The organism is Pseudomonas sp. BP6, assembly GCF_017875935.1.
GTDB lineage: Bacteria > Pseudomonadota > Gammaproteobacteria > Pseudomonadales > Pseudomonadaceae > Aquipseudomonas > Aquipseudomonas putida_Y.
Window position 1 is genome coordinate 4,030,391 of record NZ_JAGINI010000001.1, and the last position, 24,859, is coordinate 4,055,249.

19 protein-coding genes, 2 tRNA genes, 1 rRNA gene and 1 pseudogene are annotated in these 24,859 nt (G+C 60.8%); 10 read left to right on the forward strand and 13 right to left on the reverse strand.

Features of this window, described 5'->3' with window-relative positions; all coding sequences use genetic code 11:
• Positions 1-101: 101 nt before the first annotated feature.
• The 3 genes from J3A98_RS18300 to J3A98_RS18310 all read right to left on the reverse strand — a co-directional run bounded on the left by J3A98_RS18300 (position 102) and on the right by J3A98_RS18310 (position 1,900).
• Positions 102-177 (reverse strand) — tRNA-Ala (locus J3A98_RS18300).
• A gap of 24 nt (positions 178-201) precedes the next feature.
• Positions 202-278, reverse strand: a tRNA-Ile gene (locus J3A98_RS18305).
• Between the two features lie 85 nt (positions 279-363).
• Positions 364-1,900: ribosomal RNA gene (locus J3A98_RS18310) — 16S ribosomal RNA — on the reverse strand.
• A 456-nt stretch (positions 1,901-2,356) separates the two neighbouring features.
• On the opposite strand from J3A98_RS18310, the pseudogene J3A98_RS18315 reads away from it, so the two are divergent.
• From J3A98_RS18315 to J3A98_RS18325, 3 genes and pseudogenes are all read left to right on the forward strand, one after another.
• Positions 2,357-3,253, forward strand: a pseudogene (locus tag J3A98_RS18315) (formate/nitrite transporter family protein).
• A 281-nt stretch (positions 3,254-3,534) separates the two neighbouring features.
• Positions 3,535-4,608, forward strand: a complete 1,074-nt coding sequence (locus J3A98_RS18320) for a diguanylate cyclase (RefSeq protein WP_176685302.1) — start codon at positions 3,535-3,537, stop codon at positions 4,606-4,608.
• A 51-nt stretch (positions 4,609-4,659) separates the two neighbouring features.
• Entirely contained in the window at positions 4,660-7,242 is a 2,583-nt protein-coding gene (locus J3A98_RS18325; protein ID WP_209967652.1) for an EAL domain-containing protein, read from the forward strand.
• 16 nt (positions 7,243-7,258) lie between these two features.
• On the opposite strand, the gene J3A98_RS18330 is transcribed toward J3A98_RS18325, so the two are convergent.
• From J3A98_RS18330 to J3A98_RS18360, 8 genes are all read right to left on the reverse strand, one after another.
• Positions 7,259-7,603, reverse strand: coding sequence for a DUF2025 family protein (locus J3A98_RS18330; RefSeq protein ID WP_209967654.1), 345 nt, complete (start codon positions 7,601-7,603; stop codon positions 7,259-7,261).
• A gap of 222 nt (positions 7,604-7,825) precedes the next feature.
• Entirely contained in the window at positions 7,826-8,695 is an 870-nt protein-coding gene (locus J3A98_RS18335) for an HlyD family secretion protein (protein WP_021785853.1), read from the reverse strand.
• Positions 8,696-8,707: 12 nt separating this feature from the next.
• Complete coding sequence (locus tag J3A98_RS18340; RefSeq protein WP_012051433.1) at positions 8,708-8,914, reverse strand: DUF1656 domain-containing protein; 207 nt, start codon at positions 8,912-8,914, stop codon at positions 8,708-8,710.
• Entirely contained in the window at positions 8,901-10,889 is a 1,989-nt protein-coding gene (locus J3A98_RS18345) for an FUSC family protein (protein WP_209967656.1), read from the reverse strand. Before J3A98_RS18345 ends, J3A98_RS18340 begins: the two co-directional genes overlap by 14 nt.
• Positions 10,890-11,094: 205 nt before the next feature.
• Positions 11,095-11,211, reverse strand: a complete 117-nt coding sequence (gene ccoM / locus J3A98_RS27125; protein ID WP_003254862.1) for a cytochrome c oxidase subunit CcoM — start codon at positions 11,209-11,211, stop codon at positions 11,095-11,097.
• Between the two features lie 135 nt (positions 11,212-11,346).
• On the reverse strand, positions 11,347-11,508 hold the full coding sequence (locus J3A98_RS18350; protein WP_162948979.1) for a hypothetical protein: 162 nt from the start codon (positions 11,506-11,508) through the stop codon (positions 11,347-11,349).
• A 68-nt stretch (positions 11,509-11,576) separates the two neighbouring features.
• Positions 11,577-11,906 carry an aspartate-semialdehyde dehydrogenase gene (locus J3A98_RS18355; RefSeq protein ID WP_176685307.1) on the reverse strand — a complete coding sequence of 110 codons (330 nt, stop codon included), beginning with the start codon at positions 11,904-11,906 and terminating at the stop codon, positions 11,577-11,579.
• A gap of 63 nt (positions 11,907-11,969) precedes the next feature.
• Positions 11,970-12,665: a hypothetical protein gene (locus J3A98_RS18360; protein ID WP_209967657.1), complete on the reverse strand. Its 696-nt coding sequence runs from the start codon at positions 12,663-12,665 to the stop codon at positions 11,970-11,972.
• Positions 12,666-12,815: 150 nt separating this feature from the next.
• Between J3A98_RS18360 and rapA the strand changes: the two genes are divergently transcribed.
• Positions 12,816-15,662, forward strand: coding sequence for an RNA polymerase-associated protein RapA (rapA, locus tag J3A98_RS18365; RefSeq protein ID WP_209967658.1), 2,847 nt, complete (start codon positions 12,816-12,818; stop codon positions 15,660-15,662).
• Positions 15,663-15,930: 268 nt separating this feature from the next.
• Entirely contained in the window at positions 15,931-18,195 is a 2,265-nt protein-coding gene (locus tag J3A98_RS18370; RefSeq protein ID WP_209967661.1) for an EAL domain-containing protein, read from the forward strand.
• Here the strand turns inward: J3A98_RS18370 and J3A98_RS18375 are convergent.
• Positions 18,095-18,982 carry an NAD(P)-dependent oxidoreductase gene (locus J3A98_RS18375; protein WP_176685311.1) on the reverse strand — a complete coding sequence of 296 codons (888 nt, stop codon included), beginning with the start codon at positions 18,980-18,982 and terminating at the stop codon, positions 18,095-18,097. The genes J3A98_RS18370 and J3A98_RS18375 overlap by 101 nt on opposite strands.
• Positions 18,983-19,179: 197 nt before the next feature.
• Positions 19,180-19,485: a DUF2288 domain-containing protein gene (locus tag J3A98_RS18380; RefSeq protein WP_209967663.1), complete on the reverse strand. Its 306-nt coding sequence runs from the start codon at positions 19,483-19,485 to the stop codon at positions 19,180-19,182.
• A gap of 358 nt (positions 19,486-19,843) precedes the next feature.
• Here J3A98_RS18380 and J3A98_RS18385 point away from each other — a divergent pair, with 358 nt between their 5' ends.
• The 5 genes from J3A98_RS18385 to J3A98_RS18405 all read left to right on the forward strand — a co-directional run bounded on the left by J3A98_RS18385 (position 19,844) and on the right by J3A98_RS18405 (position 24,787).
• The gene (locus J3A98_RS18385; protein ID WP_176685313.1) at positions 19,844-20,959 is read left to right on the forward strand and encodes a branched-chain amino acid ABC transporter substrate-binding protein; all 1,116 of its coding nucleotides are present in this window, start codon (positions 19,844-19,846) and stop codon (positions 20,957-20,959) included.
• 185 nt (positions 20,960-21,144) lie between these two features.
• Complete coding sequence (gene livH, locus J3A98_RS18390) at positions 21,145-22,068, forward strand: high-affinity branched-chain amino acid ABC transporter permease LivH (RefSeq protein WP_008097482.1); 924 nt, start codon at positions 21,145-21,147, stop codon at positions 22,066-22,068.
• The gene (locus J3A98_RS18395) at positions 22,065-23,321 is read left to right on the forward strand and encodes a high-affinity branched-chain amino acid ABC transporter permease LivM (RefSeq protein ID WP_176685314.1); all 1,257 of its coding nucleotides are present in this window, start codon (positions 22,065-22,067) and stop codon (positions 23,319-23,321) included. Before livH ends, J3A98_RS18395 begins: the two co-directional genes overlap by 4 nt.
• A complete protein-coding gene (gene livG, locus J3A98_RS18400; protein ID WP_021785842.1) occupies positions 23,318-24,085 on the forward strand; it encodes a high-affinity branched-chain amino acid ABC transporter ATP-binding protein LivG in 768 nt (255 codons plus the stop codon). Before J3A98_RS18395 ends, livG begins: the two co-directional genes overlap by 4 nt.
• Entirely contained in the window at positions 24,086-24,787 is a 702-nt protein-coding gene (locus J3A98_RS18405) for an ABC transporter ATP-binding protein (protein ID WP_021785841.1), read from the forward strand.
• Positions 24,788-24,859: the final 72 nt, after the last annotated feature.

Below are 24,859 nucleotides of genomic sequence, written 5' to 3' on the forward strand. Positions count from 1 at the left end.
ATATCCGAATTTTTAAAGAACGATCTGACAAAAGTCAGAAATCAACATTCGAGCTGAATGTTCATTTCTAAGTTCTGACAAGTGACTGCGTACGGCGAAAGTGGTGGAGCCAAGCGGGATCGAACCGCTGACCTCCTGCGTGCAAGGCAGGCGCTCTCCCAGCTGAGCTATGGCCCCGTATTTTACGGCTGAACCATGTAATGGTAGGTCTGGGCAGATTTGAACTGCCGACCTCACCCTTATCAGGGGTGCGCTCTAACCAACTGAGCTACAGACCTATAACAGGGTCGCGTTACAGCATCGTCTTTTACAATGAATCAAGCAATTCGTGTGGGAGCTCATCAGCAGGCTGATGTCGTCGATTAAGGAGGTGATCCAGCCGCAGGTTCCCCTACGGCTACCTTGTTACGACTTCACCCCAGTCATGAATCACACCGTGGTAACCGTCCTCCCGAAGGTTAGACTAGCTACTTCTGGTGCAACCCACTCCCATGGTGTGACGGGCGGTGTGTACAAGGCCCGGGAACGTATTCACCGCGACATTCTGATTCGCGATTACTAGCGATTCCGACTTCACGCAGTCGAGTTGCAGACTGCGATCCGGACTACGATCGGTTTTGTGAGATTAGCTCCACCTCGCGGCTTGGCAACCCTCTGTACCGACCATTGTAGCACGTGTGTAGCCCAGGCCGTAAGGGCCATGATGACTTGACGTCATCCCCACCTTCCTCCGGTTTGTCACCGGCAGTCTCCTTAGAGTGCCCACCATAACGTGCTGGTAACTAAGGACAAGGGTTGCGCTCGTTACGGGACTTAACCCAACATCTCACGACACGAGCTGACGACAGCCATGCAGCACCTGTGTCAGAGTTCCCGAAGGCACCAATCCATCTCTGGAAAGTTCTCTGCATGTCAAGGCCTGGTAAGGTTCTTCGCGTTGCTTCGAATTAAACCACATGCTCCACCGCTTGTGCGGGCCCCCGTCAATTCATTTGAGTTTTAACCTTGCGGCCGTACTCCCCAGGCGGTCAACTTAATGCGTTAGCTGCGCCACTAAAACCTCAAGGATTCCAACGGCTAGTTGACATCGTTTACGGCGTGGACTACCAGGGTATCTAATCCTGTTTGCTCCCCACGCTTTCGCACCTCAGTGTCAGTATCAGTCCAGGTGGTCGCCTTCGCCACTGGTGTTCCTTCCTATATCTACGCATTTCACCGCTACACAGGAAATTCCACCACCCTCTACCGTACTCTAGCTTGCCAGTTTTGGATGCAGTTCCCAGGTTGAGCCCGGGGCTTTCACATCCAACTTAACAAACCACCTACGCGCGCTTTACGCCCAGTAATTCCGATTAACGCTTGCACCCTCTGTATTACCGCGGCTGCTGGCACAGAGTTAGCCGGTGCTTATTCTGTCGGTAACGTCAAAACAGCAAGGTATTAGCTTACTGCCCTTCCTCCCAACTTAAAGTGCTTTACAATCCGAAGACCTTCTTCACACACGCGGCATGGCTGGATCAGGCTTTCGCCCATTGTCCAATATTCCCCACTGCTGCCTCCCGTAGGAGTCTGGACCGTGTCTCAGTTCCAGTGTGACTGATCATCCTCTCAGACCAGTTACGGATCGTCGCCTTGGTGAGCCATTACCCCACCAACTAGCTAATCCGACCTAGGCTCATCTGATAGCGCAAGGCCCGAAGGTCCCCTGCTTTCTCCCGTAGGACGTATGCGGTATTAGCGTTCCTTTCGAAACGTTGTCCCCCACTACCAGGCAGATTCCTAGGCATTACTCACCCGTCCGCCGCTGAATCAAGGAGCAAGCTCCCGTCATCCGCTCGACTTGCATGTGTTAGGCCTGCCGCCAGCGTTCAATCTGAGCCATGATCAAACTCTTCAGTTCAATACTGCTTGGGTTTTTAAGAAACCCTAAACTTGGCTCAGCAATCTCAAATGACTATGTGATTTCTCGCATGGCCACTTGTGATGCTGATAATCTTTTTGACTACCAGTCCGTACTCACAAGCACCCACACGAATTGCTTGATTCGATTTGTTAAAGAGCGTTTGGTTAAGAGCTTTTCGCCTCAACCGAGGCGCGCATTCTACGCTTTCCTCAGAGTCTGTCAAGCGTTTGTTTTGAAGTTTTTACTACCACTTTCTTTCGAAAGCTAACAACTTCAACAACTTACTGCTTGCCCCGAAGCGTTCATCGCTGCGAGGAGGCGAATAATACGCGCTTTGAAATCAGAGTCAACACCTTGTTCTGAAAAACTTTTCCAACAACCTTTTGCCGCTACCTGGCAACTAATGAAAGCGCAGTGGATCTGTAAAGAAACACACCACGGAGCGTAGCGGCCATGAGCAATGGGCAAAGCGAGAAAACCCCCGGTCTCTCTGCAGATGAAGAGCAGGAGGTCAGCCACAGCCAACCGCCGCGGGCGGCACTGCTGCATGAAATCATTCGCTACCAGGGCGATCAGGAGCTGGAACGTACACTTGCCGCGTTGTGGTGGTCGGCACTGGCCGCCGGCCTGTCCATGGGGTTGTCGTTGATGGCCATGGGGCTATTCTACGCCCGCCTGCCGGAAGGCGACGGTGCCCACGTGATCGCCAGCATCGGCTATAGCGCGGGCTTTCTTGCCGTGATACTGGCCCGCCAGCAACTGTTCACCGAAAATACGATCACCGCGGTGCTGCCCGTCATGACCGCCCCTACGCTGGCCAACTTTGGACGACTGCTACGTCTCTGGGGCGTGGTGTTGCTTGGCAACCTGGCAGGTACTCTGCTGATAGCCTGGGTGATGCTGGAACTGCCGATCTTCGACAGCAAGACCGATGTGGCATTCCTGGAGGTCGGCCGCAAGGTAATGAAGAACGACGTCAGCCAGATGTTCGCCAAGGGCATCATATCGGGCTGGATGATTGCCACCATGGTCTGGATGATTCCGTCAATGGAGCACGCCAAGATCTGAATCATTCTGATGATCACCTACCTGATGGCCCTTGGCGATTTCACTCATATAGTGGTGGGGTCAGTCGAAGTGTCCTACCTGGTGTGGGCTGGCGACGAAACCTGGCGCCGCTTCTGGCTGGAATTTGCATTGCCGACGCTGGCGGGCAACATCATAGGCGGCAGTTTCATCTTCGCCCTGATCAGCCATGCACAAGTGCGCAGTGACAGCGGTAAACCACCCTCGCGACTTCTGGACGACGACCAGGCCCTGTCCGCGCGCAGCAGGCACGAGCACAAATGATACTCAGCGTGCCGCTACGGTGAGTTCATTCCCCCTGGCCTTGCTAACTCACGGGCCAGGGGCTACACACCAGTTCCGCCCGCCATGCGGCGAGTCCTGGCTACCCCGTCTCCATCTGAGCCGGGTTGGCCAACATTACAAGGAACCGTCAACTGCCCCCACTTTGATCGAATCAACCGTGAATTGGCTTGTAAGGTCATTACTCGCCAATGAAGCACTGTTCAACAATATTCAAGCGAATTATGCGCTGAACGGTACATCGGCAAAAGAAGATGAGCATTATGGACAACCGCAACGGCAAAGGGCTTTCATTCGTCAAGCGCATCTACCTGCCGCGTGTCATCGGCCTGGGAATCGGCCTGTTCACGGTCATGGCGGCCATTGCGCCGCTGTCGCCACCCTTCTGGACATGGCTGCTGGTACTGTTCAATGGTTTGCTGTGGCCGCACGCGGCCTACCTGTGGGCTTCCCGCTCGACAACGCCTTACCAGGCGGAACAGCGCAACCTCCTGCTGGACTCGCTGATGGGCGGGTTCTGGACCGCCGCCATGCACTTCAACCCGCTGCCCAGCGTGACCGTGCTGTCGATGATGACGATGAACAACGTCGCCGCCGGCGGCAAGCGCATGGTCTTTCGCGGGATGCTGGCGCAACTGGCCGGCATGCTCGCCGCCCTCCTGCTGCTTGGCCCTGGCTTGCAATTGATCGCCACGCCCCAGCAAGTCTATGCGTGCCTGCCAATGCTGGCGCTGTACCCGCTGGCCTTGGGCTGGGTGTGCTACCAGCTTGCGATCAAGCTGGGCGACCACAAGCGCCGGCTGAGTGCCCTGAGCCTCACCGACAGCCTGACCGGCCTGTTCAACCACGGCGCCTGGAAGGACCTGCTGCTGCTGAAGTTCCAGGCTTGCAAGCAGCAACAGGGGCACGCGGTGATTGCCCTGATCGACATCGATCACTTCAAGACCATCAACGACACCTTTGGCCATGTGGTCGGCGACTGTGTACTGCGCCAGCTCAGCGCTGAGCTGCGGCGAAGCCTGCGCGAGGGCGACCAGGCCGGACGTTACGGCGGCGACGAGTTCTGTGTGATCCTGCCCGAGACCAGCCAAGCTCAGGCCTGCCAAGCAATGGAGCGCCTGCGCGAACGGGTTTCCAGCTACCGCAACCCGCAGCTACCGCACCTGCGCATAAGCCTGAGTATCGGCCTGTCGCCCTTCGAGGCCGACCTCGAGTCCCCTGAACATTGGCTCGAACAGGCGGACAAGGCGCTATACCTCGCCAAGCACGCTGGCCGCGATCAGGTCAATTTTGCCCGCGGTCAAGCTGCCACGCTCAGGCTGGCCTATCCTGATTGAACCTCCTTCCTGACTGCCTGGCGGGAGGTTGCCTGAAGGAGCCGCTCGCGCATGGCCAGGACCGCCAAGCTTTCACCCGCTAGCCCCACACCGCGCTTTCAGGTGCGCCACCTCATTGCCGGTTTCAGCGCAGTGTTCGGTCTGGCTTGCCTGGTCATTCTCGGCGCGCTGTTCAATATCGCTAGCACACTCGACCGACAGGAGCGCCAACGTAGCGCCTTCCATGCGAACCAGGCGCTGGAACAACGGCTGCTCGCCTCACGCCAGTTTCTGTCCAGCTATGCCGTATGGGATGCAGCCTTCGAGCACCTGGCGGGCCAAGCCGACTGGCAATGGGCCTACGAGGAAAAGAACGTAGGCGAGTCGCTGTACAGCGCCAGCGGCTACGAAGGGGTGTTCGTCGTGGAAAACGACCGCACCACCTATGCCTTGTTCAAAGGCCAGCCCAGCCAGGCAGGTGCCAACACCTTTATAGACACACCGCTACAGCCGATCATCGAACAGGCCCGCGCAGCAGCAATTTCACGCGAGCAGGTCACCCGTTTCGTGCTGTTCAATGGCTGGCCGGCCGCACTCAGTGCAGCAGCCGTGCGCCCGGACAGGGAGGTTACCGACAGCGAAGTGAGCCAGGCGCCGGTAATGCTGTTCATCGACCAGCTCACCGAAAGCAAACTGGCACAGTTGGGCAACGGCGCCGGCCTGACCGGCATGCACGTGGAAAAGGAGGATAGCCAGGATCACAGCCACCTGCGTATCGACCTGGGCGACACCGGCTACCATCTGACCTGGAACAGCCCGCTGCCGGGGCGTCAGATGCTGTGGGCTGTGTTGCCAGCACTATTGTGCGCACTACTGATACTTGGACTGGTGATGCTTTACCTGTTCCGCCATGCCTTGCGCAGCTCCCGGGCAGTCGGCCTCACGCTCGTGCATCTGCAACAAAGCAACCAGGCCCTGGAGGCCAGCGAGCAACGTTTCCGCGCGGTGGCCGAGTCGGCATCCGACTGGATCTGGGAAACCGACCGGCAACAACGCCTGACCTACCTGTCGCAACGCTTCGCCACCGTCACCGGCTACCAGGTGGACGGCTGGCTGGGCCACCCGCTCAACCAGTTGCTGGCCTGCGATACCACGCCGCTGTCACCTTGGCTGGACGCTCTGGCTACCGCCGACCCGCAGCAATTGGCCAACCTGCGCTGCACTTACCGCGACCAGAATGGCCAGAACCGCTACTGCCGGATATCCGCCCGCGCTATCTGGCGCGATGGCAAGGCCATCGGTTTTCGGGGTACCGCCAGCGATATTACCGACGAAGTCGACGCCCACGCGCGCATCCAGCACCTTTCGCAGCACGACCCACTGACCGGGCTGGCCAACCGCAACAAGCTCGCCAGGCACCTGGAGCAGGCCTTGTTGCGCGGCAGTGACTCGCCGCCGCTGACCTTGTTGCTGCTGGACCTGGACAACTTCAAGCCGATCAACGACTCGCTTGGTCATGCCGCCGGAGATGCCGTGCTGCAAGAAGTGGCAACGCGCCTGCGCGACACCACCCGCGACGGCGATCTGGTCGCGCGTCTGGGCGGCGACGAGTTCATCCTGGTACTCAACGGCATGGACAACAGCAGCGAAATCGACCGCTTCTGTGCGCGCCTGATCGGTCTGCTGCAGCAACCCATCGTTTTCGACAGCCAGCCTCTGCACATTGGTGCCAGCATTGGTGTTGCCCAGACGCGCAACCAGGGCTTCGATGCCGGTGAGCTGATCCGCTGTGCCGACATCGCCCTGTACCAGGCCAAGGCCGATGGAAAGAACACATGGCGCTACTTCGTTGCCGAAATGAATCAGCAGATCCAGTATCGCCGTCAGTTGGAGAACGACCTGCGCCGGGCCCTGCGCAATGAGGAGTTCGAGTTGCATTACCAGCCGCGCTATCGCCTCGACGACCTGCGTATCGTCGCGGTCGAGGCCTTGGTGCGCTGGAGGCATCCACAGGAAGGGTTGCTGGGGCCGGACACCTTCATCCCGTTGGCCGAGCAAAGCGACATCATTGTTGCGCTGGGCCGCTGGGTACTGCGCGAAGCTTGCCGCACTGCCCATGACTGGCCGGCCGACGTGCTGGTTTCGGTCAACCTGTCGCCTGCGCAGTTCTTGCGCAGCGATGTGGTAGCCGACGTACGCGAAACTTTGCTCGACACGGCCTTCCCCGCCCAGCGGTTGGAACTGGAAATTACCGAGAACGTAATGCTCAACGACATCGAGGGCGCGCTAGGCACCATGCTGTCGCTCAAGGAGCTCGGTGTGCGCCTGAACATGGATGATTTCGGCACCGGCTATTCGTCGCTGGGCTACCTGCGTACCTACCCGTTCGACAGCATCAAGATCGACAAGCGCTTCATCAGCGGCCTGAACAACAACGGCGGCAGCGACCGCGCTGTGGTCCAGGCCATCATCAACCTGGGCGAGGCGATGGGGCTGACAGTGACAGCCGAAGGCGTGGAAAGCGAACACCAACTCAAGGCGCTGGAAAAGGACCGCTGCCAGGAAGTGCAAGGCTATTACCTGAGCAGGCCCCTGGACAGCGCAGGGTTGGCGGCGTTGTTGCACCAAACATCCCAAAGCACAGCACAGCCCTAGCAGAAACAGCCTTGTGCTACTCCGACACAGATCGGGTGTGCTGCTGCAGGCTGCGCTGCGCCACGATCTCGGGCAGATCACACCGGCGCAGGTAGGCGCGCAGCGGTTCACCAATGTTCAAGCGTTCATCCACATGCTGATCCAGCAACAGCGACAGTCGTTCGCGGCACAGCGCCATGCGCTGTCCTCCTTCAGGGCGCCAGACAAACTCGCTGCAGGGGGTGATACTGGCGTCGGCCACGTCCATGCCGAACGCGTCCTCGGAGAAACGCACGATATGAACACCGCGCTTGCCGTGAAAACCGACAAAGCCCTTTAGCTGATCGGCAGCGTTGCAGATATCCTGGGAAGTGATGGCCATCACGTAACCTCGCAATGAAATCGGAAGATACGCACGCCTGGCGGGAGAAGGGTTGCCTCTGTCGGGCAACTCACAGCGGCAGCCTAGCGCAACTGACGGGGCGTTCGCCAAGTTTTTCGTGTTTGCCCAACGTCGTCGGCAAACTCAAGCGGTACTACCTTCAGCACACGACCAGGCTGTACCGCTTCGATAGTTTCATTTCTGTCTATTGAGGCAGCACCATCACTGTGGGTCGCGGTCCTCATGCACCTGCACACTCGCCGTCATCCCCGCACTCAAGGTCAGCCCTTCCGGCACCTGGTCCAGGCGAATCCTCACCGGTATGCGCTGGGCCAGTCGCACCCAGTTGAAAGTCGGTTCTACCTCCGGCAGCAATTGGCTGTCCGGATTGCTGTTGCGGTCGGTGATGCCGCGGCTGATGCTCTCCACGTGCCCCTGCATCGGTTCACCCGCCCCCATCAGCCAGACTTTCACGGTGTCCCCAACACGAATGCGCGGCAGCTTGGTTTCTTCGAAATAGGCCTGGATGTAGAACGTCGAATCATCCACCAGTGCCATCACCGATTCCCCGGTGTTCACATAATTGCCTTCAGCCAGACGCAGATTGGTGATATGCCCGCTGCGCGGTGCCCGCACTTCACTGCGCGCCAGGTTGATCTTGGCAACCTGCAACTGCGCCTCGGCCTCATGCAACTCGCCGCGCGCAATGGCGGCATTGATCTGGGCGTTTTCACGCAACTCGGCACTGATCGCCTCTGGCCCTAAAGCAGTACGCCGGGCCGCTTCACGCTCGCGCAAGCGCAGTTGCTGGGCGCGGGTCTCGGTCACCGCACTGGCCTGGTCGAAGGCGGCCTGGAAACGCTCGCGGTCGATACTCATCAACAGGTCGCCAGCCTTGACCTGCTGGTTGTCATGGACCTTGAGTTCGCGCACCCAGCCAGACACATCAGGCGCAATCACCACAACATCGGCGCGTACACGGGCATCGCGCGTCCACGGGGTGAGCATGTAGTACTGCCACAGCTGGTAGCCGGCCAACACGGCCAGGGCCACCACACACAGGGTCACCAGAGTACGTACGGCCGCACGCATCGAAACACTCCTTTATAAAGTTCCCAGCAGGCGTACCACCAGGAACAACACACAAACGAACAGCGCCGCGTCGAACAGCGCCTCATGCCAGATCCAACGCCCCAACGGTGTGGCATGCACCACCAGGCGCAGCAGGCCGGTGAGCAGCAGCGCCAACAACACATAAAGCAGAAACGGGCTGAGCAGCACACCGCCCACTTCCCACTCACGCAAGCCCATGGGTGTCCTCCTGCCAGCGGCACCATTTGCCCCAGCTTTTCTGTAATTGCAGCACCGCCCCCTCGGCCAGCCGAAGCGGGTCGCTGGCAGGCAGCCGACGCAAGGCAGCAATGAACTGCTCACTGGCAGCATCCAACCGCTGCCCTCGCCCGGCAGCAGGCCCATTGGCCAGCACTGCTTCCACTTGTTGCAGGTACTCGCGCTCGGCCCGCCCCAGGGGGGCCTGGGCGACCGCCAGGCACATGCGCAGGTGCACCAGCTCGTCGCCGATATCCAGCCCGTGCAGGCCGTCATCCCAGCGTTTGCGTTCACCTTCCGGTAATTCACTCGCATGCCGCGCCAGTTGCATCAGCCGGTCGGCCATGCGCCCGCCAAACCAGCTGTCAGCCCCGCGCAGGTCGCGCCGAGTCAGGCGCACCAAGTCGTTCTGGGTTGCAGCACGCAAGCGCCGGCCCAGCCAGGCCGGGTGGCGGAACACCAATAAGCGAAAGGCCATGACCGCTGCCGACACCCCCACCAGCATGGCCAGGGCACTGTTCAGCATGGTCGCCACGCCGAACTGCATGGCGTTGAGCGGCGACACGAGCACAATGAAGTGCAGGCAATAGGAAGTGGCCGTAGCCCCGGTACGCGGATGGGCCATGCCCAGAGCACCAAGAAACAGCGGCACGCCCATGCCCAGGCAGAGCATGGCGAAACTGCTCCATTGCGGCAGCATGATCTGCCCGACCAGAAACGCAGCCGGTATTGCCAGGAATATCCCGCGCAGGAAGCTCAGGCCGATCTGCGCGCCGTTTTCGCGACTGGCGAACAGGCTGCAGACCACGCAGGTCAGCACCAGGCCACCCGGGGCCGAAGGCCAGGCCGTAGCCAGCCAGAAGCCACTCATCACCAGAAAGGCCAGCGCGCTGCGCGAGCCGAACAGCAGGGCCAGCGACCAGTCTCGGTGCGCAGCCAATCCCTGGGACACGTCCTTGGGTGCCCTGCCCGCCTCCACATCCTCAAGTGCCTGGCTGGCGGCCATGGCATAGTCCAGCAGCAGGGCCATGCGCGCCAGGCAGAAGTGTTCAGCCGAACTGATCTGCTCATCGTGTGCGGCATCCCAGATGCGCTGACGCAGCAACAACAGGCTGGGCTGGTCGGGTTGGTCCAGCAACGTGCGCACTTCCTGCAACCAGGGCGTCAGGTGCTCGACCTCACACTCTTCCAGTTGCCGCCACTGGCGGCGCACCGAACGGGAAATACGCAACAGCACCATCAGTTTCTGGCTAAGGCCACGAATGGCACGAGCACGTTGGCGCCCGCGATTGCCCTCGAACCAGGCATGCTCACGTTGGCTGTCGATGGCAACGATGCGCCCCAGGCTTTCCAGCAGGCCTTTGCGCGCCTCATCCTCTCCGCCCAGCATGGCTCTGGCGGCCTGCAGGCCGTTCTGCCAGGCCTGTCGCGCCTGCCCGCCCAGTTGCTGCTCGACCCGCATGGGCCAAAGCAAGGCACTGCTGGCTGTTGCACAGAAAATACCCAGGCAGATCTCGGTACAGCGAGCCACGGCCTGGTCGAATACCTGCAGGGGGTGATCGATGGCCGGCAAGGCAATGATCGCTGCGGTATAGCCGGCCAGTACAAAGGCATAGGCCCAGGCGCTGCGCAACTGGGTGGACGCGGCGGTGCACAGGGCCAGCCACAGCGCCAAGGTAAGCAGGAACAGGCCGGGGGTCTGGGCGAACAGGCCGATGAACAGCACCGACATGACGGTACCTACCAACGTGCCGGCCAACCGCGCCAAGCCTTTCTGCACCACCATGCCCGATAGCGGCTGGGCGACGATGAAAGCAGTCATCAATGCCCAGGAGGGTTGCTCGAGCCCCCAGCGCATCGCCAGCCACAACGCCAGGCCGCCACCGAGCAGGGTCTTGATGGCGAACTTGAGGGCGAGGCTGCTGGGAGCGAACAGGGCCTGAAAGGTGATGGGCACGAGGCGGACCTTGCGGGGAAAAGTCTTGCTGAAAAGATAGACAATGATAAGCAGGATAAAGCGGAAGCGATTAATTAGCTAGCTAATCATGTATATTCGATTGGCCTGCACTGAAAGGGACAGCTCAGGCAGTAAAAAATGCAGGCAAAAAAAATGGGCGACCGAAGTCGCCCTAAATGCCTTGCGTGCTCGTGTACCCGGAAGGTCAGCGCGGCTTGCGCTTGTTCGAGTCCTTCCAGATGAAAATGCCCAGACCGGCAAAGAAGGCGACCATCAACCCGACCGTTACCACACCGGCGATAACCACGTTGTCGAAGAACATGTTGGCCTCCCCATTCGTTTGCCGTTGTCCGATGGGTGCAAGTTAACCAATGTGGAGGCGGGGAAAATTGATCAGCGTCAATGGTGCCCGGGGCCGGGCACGCGAGGGGGGCGCAGGGTTGACCTGCGTCAAGTTTCAGCGCTTCTTCGGCTTGCCCTTGGGCTTCTTTTTCTTGCTGGTATTCAATGGCAGGGCCTGCTCGAAAGCATTGCGCATTTCGTTCAGCCGCTTTTCCTTGAGGTCGTGGACGCGCTTGGCACGTTCGGCATCGAAATCGATGAGGTTGTCTTGGCTCATGGGTGGGCTCGACGATCAACAGAGAATTGCATGATGAAGCCAGGCGCAGGCGCTGACCAGCCCCTGTATCAGACTTCGATGTCCACCAGCAGTCCCTGGCGTACATGCTCGCCCATCAATGGCGCTACCGGCACGGTGTTGTCGGCATTGACCTCGTCACCCGGGACGGCATCGTAGCGCTCGTGCTCGCCCTTTTGCCGGCGTTGCTGCTGGCGGCGCTGTTCATCGCGCAGCAACAGTACCTGCTCCTGCGGATCGCGCTGGCGCTTGAGGTCGATGGCACTATCGCCGGACGCAGGCTGCGTCGGCACCACCGGCTTGATGTCAGGTGTTGGCTTGACCGGGTCCTGTTGCGAGGTGACCGGGGCGGCACTGAGCGGAATGATCGGCGGCAGCATGGACGTTCTCCTATGCCCCCTGTATCGGCAGGTGCAGCTTTACCTTGATGTCATGGACAACATTTACTCGGCTTCGTCACCAGGGAAGTCGTCACCTGGCGGGCTGGCCTCGCTCCAGGGTCGCTTGTACACCTGCTGCCAAATCGCAGCCATATGATCGCGTATTGCCTGCGGCGCGGCTTTCAGCGAGGCGCTGTCCTCGCGCTCACCACCGACCGGCTCCTCGCCCGCCGGGCTGATCAGCGACTGACCGGTAATGGTGTAACTGGCCTGCCCTTCACGCATCTCGATGTCGATGTCGTGCGGGTCGATACCGCCGCCGCAGAACGCATGGCTGGCCAACGTTACCTCGGCCACGCCATTCTTGTTCAGGTCACTGACATCACTGACGTCATTATAGAAGTCAACGTCCAGATCCAGCCCCGGGCAAGTGGTTTCCTGCTCGATCTGCCAACGCGCCCTGAAGGTGTCGTTCTCGGCCGTGCGCCCGTACAAGGTGGCCTTGAGCACCACCTTGTCCACTTCCTGTCCGCTTTCCAGGTCGCTGGCCTGGCCATCGCTGCGGCTCAGAACCAGCAGCCCCTCGCCGTCAACGTCCCGAAAGTGCACGCTCTTTATCGGCGTCTGCACGCCCAGTACCTCAAGCTGCTCCATCGGGATGGGGGGCAATGTCTCAAAGTCTTTCTGCTCGCAGGCGCTCAGCAGCACCAGGCTGCCCACGGCTATCGAAGCGCTGATCCAGCGTTGCTTGGCAGACATGTTGATCCAGGGCCCTCGTCGGCGGCGCTGTGCAGAACGATGAAACGACTAGACTGTGCCTTTCGGTACCTTTCGATGCTATCGGCACTTTGGTCTGACCGGCCGATCCGTTAACATAATCGGCTTTTTCACCGCGGGAGTTCAGGCAGTATGGCGCAGCAGTATCAACCGGGGCAACGCTGGATCAGCGACAGCGAAGCAGAGCTCGGCCTGGGTACCATCCTGGCGCAGGATGGCCGCCTGTTGACCGTGCTCTACCCGGCCACTGGCGACACCCGCCAGTATTCCCTGCGCAACGCGCCGCTGACCCGCGTGCGCTTCTCGCCAGGTGACCAGATCACCCACTTCGAGGGCTGGAAGTTGACCGTGCGCGAGGTCGAGGACATCGACGGGCTGATGGTCTACCACGGCCTGGACGGGCAGAACCAGCCTCGCACCCTGCCCGAAACCCAGTTATCGAACTTCATTCAGTTCCGCTTGGCCAGCGACCGTCTGTTCGCCGGGCAGATAGACCCACTGTCGTGGTTCAGCCTGCGCTACAACACCCTGCAGCACACCAGCAAGCAGATGCAGTCGGCACTGTGGGGTTTGGGCGGCTGCCGCGCACAGCCCATTGCCCACCAACTGCACATCGCCCGCGAAGTCGCCGACCGCAGCGCCCCGCGCGTTCTGCTGGCCGACGAAGTGGGCCTGGGCAAAACCATCGAAGCCGGCCTGGTCATTCACCGCCAGCTGCTGTCGGGTCGCGCCAGCCGCGTACTGATCCTGGTACCGGAAAACCTCCAGCACCAGTGGCTGGTGGAAATGCGCCGGCGCTTCAATCTGCAAGTGGCGCTGTTCGACGCCGAGCGCTTCATCGAGAGTGACGCCAGCAACCCGTTCGAGGACGCCCAACTGGCGTTGGTTGCCCTGGAGTGGCTGGTCGACGACGAAAGGGCCCAGGACGCGCTGTTTGCCGCAGGCTGGGACCTGTTGGTAGTCGACGAAGCCCACCACCTGGTCTGGCACGAAGACCAGGTCAGCGCCGAGTACGGCCTGGTCGAGCAACTGGCCCAAGTGATCCCGGGCGTACTGCTGCTCACCGCCACCCCAGAGCAGCTTGGCCAGGACAGCCACTTCGCCCGCCTGCGCCTGCTCGACCCCAACCGTTTTCACGACCTGGCCGCTTTCCGCGCCGAGAGCGAGCACTACCGCCCGGTAGCCGAGGCGGTGCAGGAGCTGCTCGACGAGGGCCGTCTGTCGCCCAAGGCCCACGCCACCATCCAGGGCTTCCTGGGTGCCGAAGGCGAAGCCCTGCTGGCTGCGGTCAGCGACGGCGACACACAGGCCAGCGCGCGGCTGATTCGCGAGTTGCTGGATCGCCACGGCACCGGCCGCGTATTGTTCCGTAACACCCGTGCGGCGATTCAGGGCTTCCCCGAGCGCCAGTTGCACGCCTATCCGCTGGCCATGCCCGAGCAGTACCGCGACCTGCCAGCCGGCGAGCACGCCGAGCTGTACCCGGAAGTTGCCTTCCAGGCCCAGGGTGACGTTGCGGATGACGAGCGCTGGTGGCGTTTCGACCCGCGTGTCGACTGGCTGATCGACACCCTGAAGATGCTCAAGCGCACCAAAGTACTGGTGATCTGCGCCCACGCCGAAACCGCCATGGACCTGGAAGATGCCCTGCGCGTGCGCTCCGGCATCCCGGCTTCGGTGTTCCATGAAGGCATGAGCATCCTCGAGCGCGACCGCGCCGCTGCCTACTTTGCCGATGAAGAGTTCGGTGCCCAGGTACTGATCTGCTCGGAAATCGGCAGCGAAGGCCGCAACTTCCAGTTCGCTCATCACCTGGTGATGTTCGACCTGCCAGCGCACCCCGATCTGCTCGAACAGCGCATCGGCCGCCTTGACCGGATCGGCCAGAAGCACACTATCCAGTTGCACATCCCGTACCTGCAGGACAGCCCGCAGGAGCGTCTGTTCCAGTGGTACCACGAAGGCCTCAACGCCTTCCTCAACACCTGCCCCACCGGTAATGCCCTGCAACACCAGTTTGGCCCACGCCTGCTGCCGCTGCTCGAAGGCGGCGAAAACAAGGCCTGGGATACCCTGGTGGCCGACGCCCGCGGCGAGCGCGAGCGTCTGGAAGCCGAACTGCACACTGGCCGTGACCGCCTGCTGGAGCTCAACTCCGGCGGTGCCGGCGAAGGTCAGGCGCTGGTCGAGGCTATTCTCGAACAGGACGATCAGTTCGCCCTGCCGATCTACATGGAAACCCTGTTCGACGCCTTCGGCATCGACAGCGAAGACCATTCCGAGAACGCCCTGATCCTCAAGCCGAGCGAGAAGATGCTCGATGCCAGCTTCCCGCTGGGCGACGATGAAGGCGTGACCATCACCTACGACCGTGGCCAGGCGCTGTCGCGCGAGGACATGCAGTTCCTCACCTGGGAGCACCCGATGGTGCAGGGCGGCATGGACCTGGTGCTGTCAGGCTCAATGGGCAACACCGCCGTGGCGTTGATCAAGAACAAAGCGCTCAAACCAGGCACTGTACTGCTTGAACTGCTGTTCGTCAGCGAGGTAGTGGCACCCCGCAGCCTGCAACTGGGCCGCTACCTGCCACCGGCGGCACTGCGCTGCCTGCTCGATGCCAATGGCAACGACCTGGCGTCGCGCGTGGCCTTCGAAACCCTCAATGACCAGCTCGAGAGCGTACCGCGCGCCAGCGCCAACAAGTTCGTCCAGGCCCAGCGCGATGTGCTGGCCAAGCGTATCAGTGGCGGTGAAGAGAAGATTCTGCCAACCCACGTCGAGCGCGTGGCCGAAGCCCAGCGCCGCCTGGCAGCCGAGGCCGACGAAGAGTTGGCGCGCCTGGTAGCGTTGCAAGCGGTCAACCCGAGTGTGCGTGACAGCGAAATCGACGCCTTGCGCAAGCAGCGCGAAGATGGCCTGGCGATGCTGGAAAAGGCCGCCCTGCGGCTGGAAGCCATCCGCGTGCTGGTGGCTGGCTAAGAAAAACCAGGCACCGCTGCCCTTGTGGGAGCGGGCGGCCCGCGAACACCGGCGCAGTCGGTGACAGCCACCGTGCTGGATTCTTCGCGGGCACGCCCGCTCTGACCGGGCAAGCAATATTCCTGACTGCGATTACAGTGATAACCAAATCGTAGAAGTCATTGTGCCATTAGTCAGGAAGGCTTAAATACTCCTTCCTATACTGCCTCTGGACAGTCTGCACAGGGTTGTAGCGCAGACGAGTGAAGACTCGATCAAGAGGCATTCCATGGAATGGCTGGGGCTGCAACTGTTCGCCGATCTTCCCGCAACCGGGCGCATCGTCATCGACTGCCGTCATGAACCGTTCTTGGTTCTGCTCGCCTATTTCGTTGCTTGCGCGGCCTGTCTAGCCACCCTCGAGATGGCCGAGCGCCAGTCCCACAGCGACGACCCGACCGCCCACCGGCAATGGAACATGCTGGGAGCCTGCTGCCTGGCAGGCGGTATATGGGCCATGCACTTCATCAGCATGCTGGCTTTTCGGGCCCCGGTAGAAGTGCACTACGACGTATCCCTGACCATTCTTTCACTGCTCATCGCGTTGTGCGTGGCCTGGCTGGCCATGCACAGCCTCGAACGCAGCAAGATGCGCGCGTACCACTTTGTGCCGAGCGCAGTGCTGATCGGCCTGGGCATCATCCTCATGCATTTTGTCGGCATGGCCGCAATGGAAACGGGTGCCCGCCAGTACTACCAGACCGGCTTGCTACTTGCCTCTGCCGCCATTGCCCTGCTTACCGCCCTGACCGCGCTGTACCTGGCCCGCTACTTGCGCAATGGCAGCGGCACCCTGTACCAGGCCATGAAGTACGGCGCCAGCCTGCTGATGGCCGGCGGCATCGTCGCCACTCATTTCACCACGATGTCGGCCATGACCCTGATCATCCCTGCCGATACCGCACTGCGCCTACCGTCTGGCGACAACAGCCTGCAACTGGGACTGGGCATCGGCTTCATCACCCTGCTGATCAGTGGTGCCAGCATCAGCGCCGCACTGGCCGACAAGAAGTTGCAAAGCAAGGAGCACGACCTGCGCCGGGTCAGCGTGCTGCTCAGCCAACTGGACCAGGCCCGCGCTTCGCTGCAGCAGGCGGCGCACTACGACGCCCTGACCAACCTGCTCAACCGCCGTGGATTCAACCAGGTATTCGCCGAGCGCCTGGTCGAACATCAGGCCAGTGAAAACCGCCTGGCCGTGATGTTCCTCGACATCGACCATTTCAAGCGCATCAACGACAGCCTCGGCCACGACGCCGGTGACGAGCTGCTCAAGGTGATCGCCAACCACATCAAGGCCGCTACCCGCAGCCACGACCTGGTTGCGCGCTTTGGTGGCGACGAATTCTGTGTGGTCACCAGCCTGAACAGCCGCGACGAAGCCCGCCACCTGGCCCAGCGCATCATGCAACGGATGAAAGACCCCATCGACCTGGGCGGGCGGCGCATGGTCATGACCACCAGCATCGGTGTAAGTATCTTCCCGGACGATGGCGGCACAGCCGAAGAGCTGCTCAAGCATGCCGACCTGGCCCTCTACCAATCCAAGGACAACGGGCGCAACAGCCTGAACTTCTTCAATGACAGCCTGAAGGCCCGCGCGTCGATCGCCTTGCAACTGGAAGAAGAGCTGCGCCTGGCCCTGCTCGAAGAGCGTGGGCTGCGTGTGTACTACCAGCCGATCTTCGACCTGCGCAGTGGGCAAGTGGCCAAACTGGAAGCGCTGGTACGCTGGCAGCATCCTCAACACGGCCTGCTCGGGCCCGACCGTTTTGTCGGCATTGCCGAAGCCAACGGCCTGATCATCGACCTGGACCTGTGGGTGCTTCGCCACGCCTGTGCCGACCTGGCCCGCTTGCAGCGTCACGGCTGCGGCGAAGTCAAGGTCACGGTCAATTGCTCGGCAGTCACCCTCAGCCACGACGAACTGCCCAACGAAGTTGAAAAGGCGCTGCTCCACGCCGGCCTTGCGCCGCGCCATCTGGAGCTGGAAGTGACCGAGAACGCCCTGGTGGGCGATATCCAGCGCACGGTCAGCCTGCTCAAACGCGTCCGGGCCTTGGGGGTGGCACTTTCGATCGACGATTTTGGTACCGGCTACTCGTCACTGGCCTACCTCAAACGCCTGCCGCTGGATGTACTGAAGATCGACCGCACCTTCCTGCAGGATGTACCGGGCAGCCAGAAAGACCGCGAAATTGTCCAGGCAATCATCGCCATGGCGCATACCCTGCACCTGCGGGTAGTCAGCGAGGGCGTGGAAACCGCCGAGCAGCAGGCTTTCCTCGAAAGCCATGGTTGCGACTACCTGCAGGGCTACCTGTTGGGGCGCCCCGTACCGCTGGCCGAGTTGCGTCCTCTGCTGGAGCGGTTGCAGCGCCAGAGTGGCCGGATCACTCCTTGTTGCGGTACAGCTCTACCAGGGTCGCCGGATCTTTTTGCAGGTAACCCTGGCTACCGTGCAGCCGCATCAGTTGCGCGGCAAGGCCACTGAGTGGCGTTGCTGAGCCTTGCTCGCGGGAAAACTTGACCGCACCATCGAGGTCCTTGAGCAGCGTGCGTACGTGCCACTTGATTGGCTCGAAGCGGCTCTCGGCCATTTGCGGCGCAAGAATCTGCAATGGCTTGGAATCGGCAAAACCACCGGCCAGCGCTTCAGCGATCAGCGTCGCATCCACGCCCGACTGTTCGGCCAGTGCCACCACTTCTGCAATTACCAGGGCATTGCACGCTACGATCATCTGGTTGCAAGCCTTGGTCACCTGGCCCGCGCCTACCGCCCCCATATGCGTCACGCGCTGACCAAGCACCTGCAGCACCGGGCGTGCACGCTGCAGGTCGGCCGCTTCACCACCAACCATGATCGCCAGCGTGCCAGCTTCGGCACCGGGCGTACCGCCAGATACAGGTGCATCCAGCCACGCCATGCCGCACAGTGCCGCCAGCTCGGCGGCCATTTCACGGGTGGCGGTGGGTTCCAGGCTAGAGAAATCGATCAGCAACTGGCCGCTGCGCCCGCCTTGGGCAATGCCTTGCTCACCGAACACCACTTCACGCACCACCGCCGTGTCGGCCAGGCACAGTAGCACCATGTCGCTGTCACGGCACAATTCGGCCGGGCTGTTGGCCAGGCGAGCGCCAGCGGCGACCAAGGCAGCGCACTTGTCCGGGCTGCGGTTCCAAACCGTCAATGGATAACCCGCTGCCAGCAGGCGGCGGCACATGGGCAGGCCCATCAGGCCGATGCCGGCGAATCCAAGCGAAGGTCGTGCAGTGCTCATCGATAAACTCCTGACTGATTCGAACATTTCCCAGATTGGCGACGATCCCGGTGGCGCCTGGCACAACGGTGCCACATTACGCATCCCGTAAACTGTTACCGCCACGCCGAATTGTTACTTCCCTCTACCCATCCTGATTGCTTTCAATCACCAAAACGGCGCTGATGCGTATTTTTGCGCACCAAAAAAGATCACGCTTATTCCTGGCTCTTCACCTGGATCACGATGAACGGCGACACCACCACCGCCCAGATCTCTGGCTCGCGGCTTTGCAGGTCCAATGCCTGCTCGGCCGACACCGGCCCAACGGTGCCATCACTACGCCACTTGGCGAAGATCTCGCTGCGATTCTCGGCCATCGCCTCGGCAACAGCGATCAGGTCAAGGCTGGGGTCGACCCAAATCAGGTCACCCTTGGCCCAAAAACGCTCCAGCGCTTTCCACTCGATGATTGCCGTCTCGCCAAGCAATTTGGCATAGAGGGTGCTTGTTTGATCAGTCATGGGCGGTATCCGCAAAAATCGGCCAATAAGAAGGCCGGCATTTTTGCAGAAAAACCCGGTTTCAAATATGTAATTTGGTCGATTGACCCCGGGTTTGTGGGACGGGGTCGCAGATGCAGGCAGTTTGATGGCGCCTTTCTGTATCTTTCTGTCGATCAAGCGACAACACAGGAAAGACGCACTTTTCGACCGCTTTTCAAGCGCTCGAACAGCGCTCTACACTGTACCGGTACAGTTCCGGGACATGTTCCGGGGGAAGGTGGGCTTGCGCGTTGGCATGGCCACGCCGCGAATCCCGCCCGGTCTGTAGCCCTGGCCGCCAGGACTATAAGAATTACAACAGAATGAGTGGAGCACTATGATCAAGATTTCCAAGCTGTTCGCCGCAATGGTTCTGGCCGGGGTAGCCAGCCATTCGTTTGCCGCCGATACCATCAAGATCGGCATCGCCGGTCCCAAGACGGGTCCTGTGACCCAGTACGGCGACATGCAGTTCATCGGCGCCAAGCAAGCCATCAAGGATATCAACGCCGCGGGCGGCGTCGATGGCAAGATGCTCGAAGCCAAGGAATACGACGACGCGTGCGACCCTAAACAGGCCGTGGCAGTCGCCAACAAAGTGGTCAACGATGGCGTCAAGTTCGTCGTCGGCCACCTGTGCTCCAGCTCCACCCAACCTGCGTCCGACATCTACGAAGACGAAGGCGTGATCATGATCACCCCCGCCGCCACCAGCCCGGAAATCACCGCCCGTGGTTACCAGCTGATCTTCCGCACCATCGGCCTGGACAGCGCCCAGGGCCCGGCAGCCGGCAACTACATCGCCGACCACGTCAAGCCGAAGGTCGTTGCCGTCCTGCACGACAAGCAGCAGTACGGTGAAGGCATCGCCACCGCCGTCAAGCAGACCCTGGAAAGCAAAGGCACCAAGGTTGCCGTATTCGAAGGCCTGAACGCTGGTGACAAGGACTTCTCCTCGATCATCCAGAAGCTCAAGCAGAACAATGTCGACTTCGTCTACTACGGCGGCTACCACCCAGAGCTGGGTCTGATCCTGCGCCAGGCTCAGGAAAAAGGCCTGAAAGCCAAGTTCATGGGTCCGGAAGGCGTGGGTAACGACTCCATTTCGCAGATTGCCCAGGGCGCTTCCGAAGGCCTGCTGGTCACCCTGCCGAAGTCGTTCGACGCAGACCCGGAGAACAAGAAAATCGTCGACGCCATCAAGGCTGATGGCAAGGACCCGAGTGGCCCGTTCGTATTCCCTGCCTACTCGGCCGTCGAACTGATCGCTCAAGGCATCAAGAAAGCCGGCTCCGATGATACCGAGAAGGTGGCCAAGGCCATCCACGAAGGTACCTTCAAGACCCCGACCGGCGACCTGTCGTTCGACAAGAAAGGCGACCTGAAAGACTTCAAGTTCGTGGTCTACGAATGGCACTTCGGCAAGCCGAAGACTGAAGTCTCCCCTCAGTAACTGCGTGACTAATAGCTGACCTACGAGCCCACTGTGCGAGCAGTGGGCTTCGTTTTATGAGGTTCATGGGCCCGATCCCCGCGATCCGGGGGCGGGCTCACCTGAAAATCTTAAAACCGTCATCCGCGGTTTCCTGGCCGTACCCCTGCCAGTGAAATGCAAATCAGGTTTTTAGGAGCGCTGTAATGCCTGAGATCTACCATTTCTTCCAACAACTGGTTAATGGATTGACCATCGGCAGCACCTATGCCTTGATCGCCATCGGCTACACGATGGTGTACGGCATCATTGGCATGATCAACTTCGCCCACGGCGAGGTGTACATGATCGGTTCCTACGTGGCCTTCATCGCCCTGGCGGGTCTGGCCATGATGGGTATCCATTCGCTGCCGATCCTGATGACCGTCGCCTTCGTCGCGACGATCTTCGTCACCAGTGCCTATGGCTACAGCATCGAACGAGTTGCCTACCGCCCCCTGCGCAACAGCAACCGTCTGATCCCGCTGATTTCCGCCATCGGCATGTCGATTTTCCTGCAGAACACGGTCTTGCTTTCGCAGGACTCCAAGGATAAATCCATCCCCAACCTGATCCCCGGGAGTTTCTCCTTCGGGCCAGGCGGTGCTGAAGAAGTACTGATCAGCTACATGCAGATCCTGGTGTTCGTCGTCACCCTGGTGGCCATGACACTGCTCACCCTGTTCATCTCTCGTTCCCGCCTGGGCCGCGCCTGCCGCGCCTGTGCCGAGGACATCAAGATGGCCAACCTGCTGGGCATCAACACCAACAACATCATCGCCCTCACCTTCGTCATCGGTGCCGCCCTGGCGGCCGTGGCGGCCGTGCTGCTGAGCATGCAGTACGGGGTGATCAACCCCAACGCCGGCTTCCTGGTGGGCCTGAAAGCCTTCACCGCAGCGGTACTGGGGGGCATCGGCAGCATTCCGGGCGCCATGCTCGGTGGGCTGGTGCTGGGTGTAGCCGAAGCATTTGGCGCCGACATATTCGGTGACCAGTACAAGGACGTGGTGGCATTCGGCTTGTTGGTTCTTGTCCTGCTGTTCCGGCCGACCGGCATCCTGGGCCGCCCGGAGGTTGAAAAAGTATGAACAGAAATCTCAAACAGGCGTTCTTCAGCGCCTTGCTGGTCTGGGCCGTGGCCTTCCCGGTGCTGGGCCTGAAACTGAGCATCGACGGCATCAGCCTGGTCGTGCACAGTCAGGGCTCGTTCACCATCAGCATCATCGCCGTGTGTTCGGTGCTGATGTTCCTGCGCGTGCTGTTCGACAAGCAGTGGAGTTCGGTGATGGGCCGCCGTTCGGATCGCAAGCTGATCCCCCCGGCAGTCAGCAACTACCTCACCCTGCCCAAGACCCAGCGCTATGTCATCATCGGGTTGATCGTGATGGCACTGGTATGGCCGTTCTTCGGCTCTCGCGGTGCGGTCGACATCGCTACGCTGATCCTGATCTACGTGCTGCTGGGCCTGGGCCTGAACATCGTGGTCGGCCTGGCAGGCCTGCTCGACCTCGGCTACGTGGGTTTCTATGCCGTCGGTGCCTACAGCTATGCCATGCTCTCGCACTACCTGGGCTGGAGCTTCTGGGTGTGCCTGCCGATTGCCGGCCTGATGGCTGCCACATTCGGCTTCCTGCTCGGCTTCCCGGTGCTGCGCCTGCGCGGTGACTACCTGGCGATCGTGACACTCGGCTTCGGCGAGATCATCCGCCTGTTCCTGCGTAACCTCACCGACTGGACCGGTGGCCCCAACGGCATCAGCAACATCCCCAAGCCGGAGCTCTTCGGCTTGACTTTCGAACGCCGTGCAGCCGAGGGCATGCAGACTTTCCACGAGTTCTTCGGGCTGCAATACAACTCGATCAACAAGGTCATCTTCCTGTACCTGGTGGCCCTGCTGCTGGCCCTGCTGGCTTTGTTCGTGATCAACCGCCTGCTGCGCATGCCGATCGGTCGTGCCTGGGAAGCACTGCGTGAAGATGAGATCGCCTGCCGTGCACTGGGCCTGAACCCGACCGTGATCAAGCTCTCGGCATTCACCCTGGGTGCCTGCTTCGCCGGTTTCGCCGGCAGCTTCTTCGCCGCGCGCCAAGGCTTGGTGACGCCGGAGTCGTTCACCTTCATCGAGTCGGCGATCATCCTCGCCATCGTCGTGCTTGGCGGCATGGGCTCACAACTGGGCGTGATTCTCGCGGCCATCGTGATGATCCTGCTGCCTGAGCTGATGCGTGAGTTCAGCGAATACCGGATGCTGATGTTCGGTGCGCTGATGGTGTTGATGATGATCTGGCGTCCGCAAGGCTTGCTGCCTATGCAACGTCCACAGATGGAGCTGCCCCGATGAGCCGCGAAATTCTGCAAGTCAGCGGCCTGAGCATGCGCTTTGGCGGCTTGTTGGCGGTCAACGGTGTGGGCCTGACCGTCAAGGAGAAACAGGTAGTGGCGCTGATCGGCCCGAACGGCGCCGGCAAGACCACCGTGTTCAACTGCCTGACCGGCTTTTACAAGCCCAGCGGCGGCACCATCCTGCTCGATGGCCAGCCGATCCAGGGCCTGGCCGGCCACCAGATTGCGCGCAAGGGCGTGGTGCGAACCTTCCAGAACGTGCGCCTGTTCAAGGAAATGACCGCGCTGGAAAACCTGCTTATCGCCCAGCACCGCCACCTCAACACCAACTTCTTCGCTGGCCTGTTCAAGACCCCGGGTTTCCGCCGCAGCGAGAAGGAAGCCCTGGAGCGTGCGCAGTACTGGCTGGAGAAGGTCAACCTCACCGAGTTCGCCAACCGCACCGCCGGCACCCTTGCCTACGGCCAGCAGCGCCGCCTGGAAATCGCCCGCTGCATGATGACCCAGCCACGCATCATCATGCTGGACGAACCAGCCGCAGGCCTGAACCCGAAAGAAACCGAAGACCTCAAGGCCCTGATCGCCTACTTGCGTGAGTCGCACAGCGTCACCGTGCTGCTGATCGAGCACGACATGAAGCTGGTGATGAGCATCTCCGACCATATCGTGGTCATCAACCAGGGCACCCCCCTGGCCCACGGCACGCCGGAAGAGATCCGCGATAACCCTGATGTGATCAAAGCCTACCTGGGGGAAGCGTAAATGCTGAAGTTTGAAAACGTTTCCACCTTCTATGGCAAGATCCAGGCGCTGCACAGCGTCAACGTGGAGATCAACCAAGGCGAAATCGTCACCCTGATCGGCGCCAACGGTGCCGGCAAGTCGACCTTGCTCATGACCCTGTGCGGCTCGCCGCAGGCGCACAGTGGCAGCATCAAGTACCTGGGTGAAGAACTGGTCGGCCAGCCGTCCTCGCACATCATGCGCAAAAGCATCGCCGTCGTGCCGGAAGGCCGCCGCGTGTTCGCCCGCCTGACCGTCGAGGAAAACCTGGCAATGGGTGGTTTCTTCACCGACAAGGGCGACTATCAGGAGCAACTGGACAAGGTGTTGCAACTGTTCCCGCGCCTGAAGGAGCGCTACATGCAGCGTGGCGGCACCATGTCCGGCGGCGAGCAGCAAATGCTCGCCATTGGCCGGGCACTGATGAGCAAGCCCAAGCTGCTGCTGCTCGACGAGCCCTCGCTGGGCCTGGCACCGATCATCATCCAGCAGATCTTCGACATCATCGAACAGCTGCGCCGCGATGGCGTGACGGTGTTCCTGGTGGAGCAGAACGCCAACCAGGCGCTGAAGATCGCTGACCGGGCTTATGTGCTGGAAAACGGTCGGGTGGTGATGCAGGGTACGGGGGAAGCGCTGTTGACCGACCCGAAAGTGCGCGACGCGTACCTGGGGGGTTGAATGAAAAAGGGCCTTCGGGCCCTTTTTTCTGCCTGCAGGACGTGTATCGTGGCCAGCTCTTTGGCAAAGATT

Excerpts from the sequence above, each read along its gene's own strand:
- J3A98_RS18395 (WP_176685314.1), top strand. The coding sequence starts at position 22,065 with ATGAACAGAAATCTCAAACAGGCGTTCTTCAGCGCCTTGCTGGTCTGG.
- J3A98_RS18375 (WP_176685311.1), bottom strand. The coding sequence starts at position 18,982 with ATGAGCACTGCACGACCTTCGCTTGGATTCGCCGGCATCGGCCTGATG.
- J3A98_RS18380 (WP_209967663.1), bottom strand. The coding sequence starts at position 19,485 with ATGACTGATCAAACAAGCACCCTCTATGCCAAATTGCTTGGCGAGACG.
- J3A98_RS18335 (WP_021785853.1), bottom strand. The coding sequence starts at position 8,695 with ATGCGTGCGGCCGTACGTACTCTGGTGACCCTGTGTGTGGTGGCCCTG.
- ccoM (WP_003254862.1), bottom strand. The coding sequence starts at position 11,211 with ATGTTCTTCGACAACGTGGTTATCGCCGGTGTGGTAACGGTCGGGTTG.
- J3A98_RS18355 (WP_176685307.1), bottom strand. The coding sequence starts at position 11,906 with ATGCTGCCGCCGATCATTCCGCTCAGTGCCGCCCCGGTCACCTCGCAA.
- J3A98_RS18350 (WP_162948979.1), bottom strand. The coding sequence starts at position 11,508 with ATGAGCCAAGACAACCTCATCGATTTCGATGCCGAACGTGCCAAGCGC.
- J3A98_RS18385 (WP_176685313.1), top strand. The coding sequence starts at position 19,844 with ATGATCAAGATTTCCAAGCTGTTCGCCGCAATGGTTCTGGCCGGGGTA.
- livG (WP_021785842.1), top strand. The coding sequence starts at position 23,318 with ATGAGCCGCGAAATTCTGCAAGTCAGCGGCCTGAGCATGCGCTTTGGC.
- J3A98_RS18330 (WP_209967654.1), bottom strand. The coding sequence starts at position 7,603 with ATGGCCATCACTTCCCAGGATATCTGCAACGCTGCCGATCAGCTAAAG.
- rapA (WP_209967658.1), top strand. The coding sequence starts at position 12,816 with ATGGCGCAGCAGTATCAACCGGGGCAACGCTGGATCAGCGACAGCGAA.
- J3A98_RS18370 (WP_209967661.1), top strand. The coding sequence starts at position 15,931 with ATGGAATGGCTGGGGCTGCAACTGTTCGCCGATCTTCCCGCAACCGGG.
- J3A98_RS18405 (WP_021785841.1), top strand. The coding sequence starts at position 24,086 with ATGCTGAAGTTTGAAAACGTTTCCACCTTCTATGGCAAGATCCAGGCG.
- livH (WP_008097482.1), top strand. The coding sequence starts at position 21,145 with ATGCCTGAGATCTACCATTTCTTCCAACAACTGGTTAATGGATTGACC.
- J3A98_RS18340 (WP_012051433.1), bottom strand. The coding sequence starts at position 8,914 with ATGGGCTTGCGTGAGTGGGAAGTGGGCGGTGTGCTGCTCAGCCCGTTT.
- J3A98_RS18360 (WP_209967657.1), bottom strand. The coding sequence starts at position 12,665 with ATGTCTGCCAAGCAACGCTGGATCAGCGCTTCGATAGCCGTGGGCAGC.
- J3A98_RS18320 (WP_176685302.1), top strand. The coding sequence starts at position 3,535 with ATGGACAACCGCAACGGCAAAGGGCTTTCATTCGTCAAGCGCATCTAC.
- J3A98_RS18325 (WP_209967652.1), top strand. The coding sequence starts at position 4,660 with ATGGCCAGGACCGCCAAGCTTTCACCCGCTAGCCCCACACCGCGCTTT.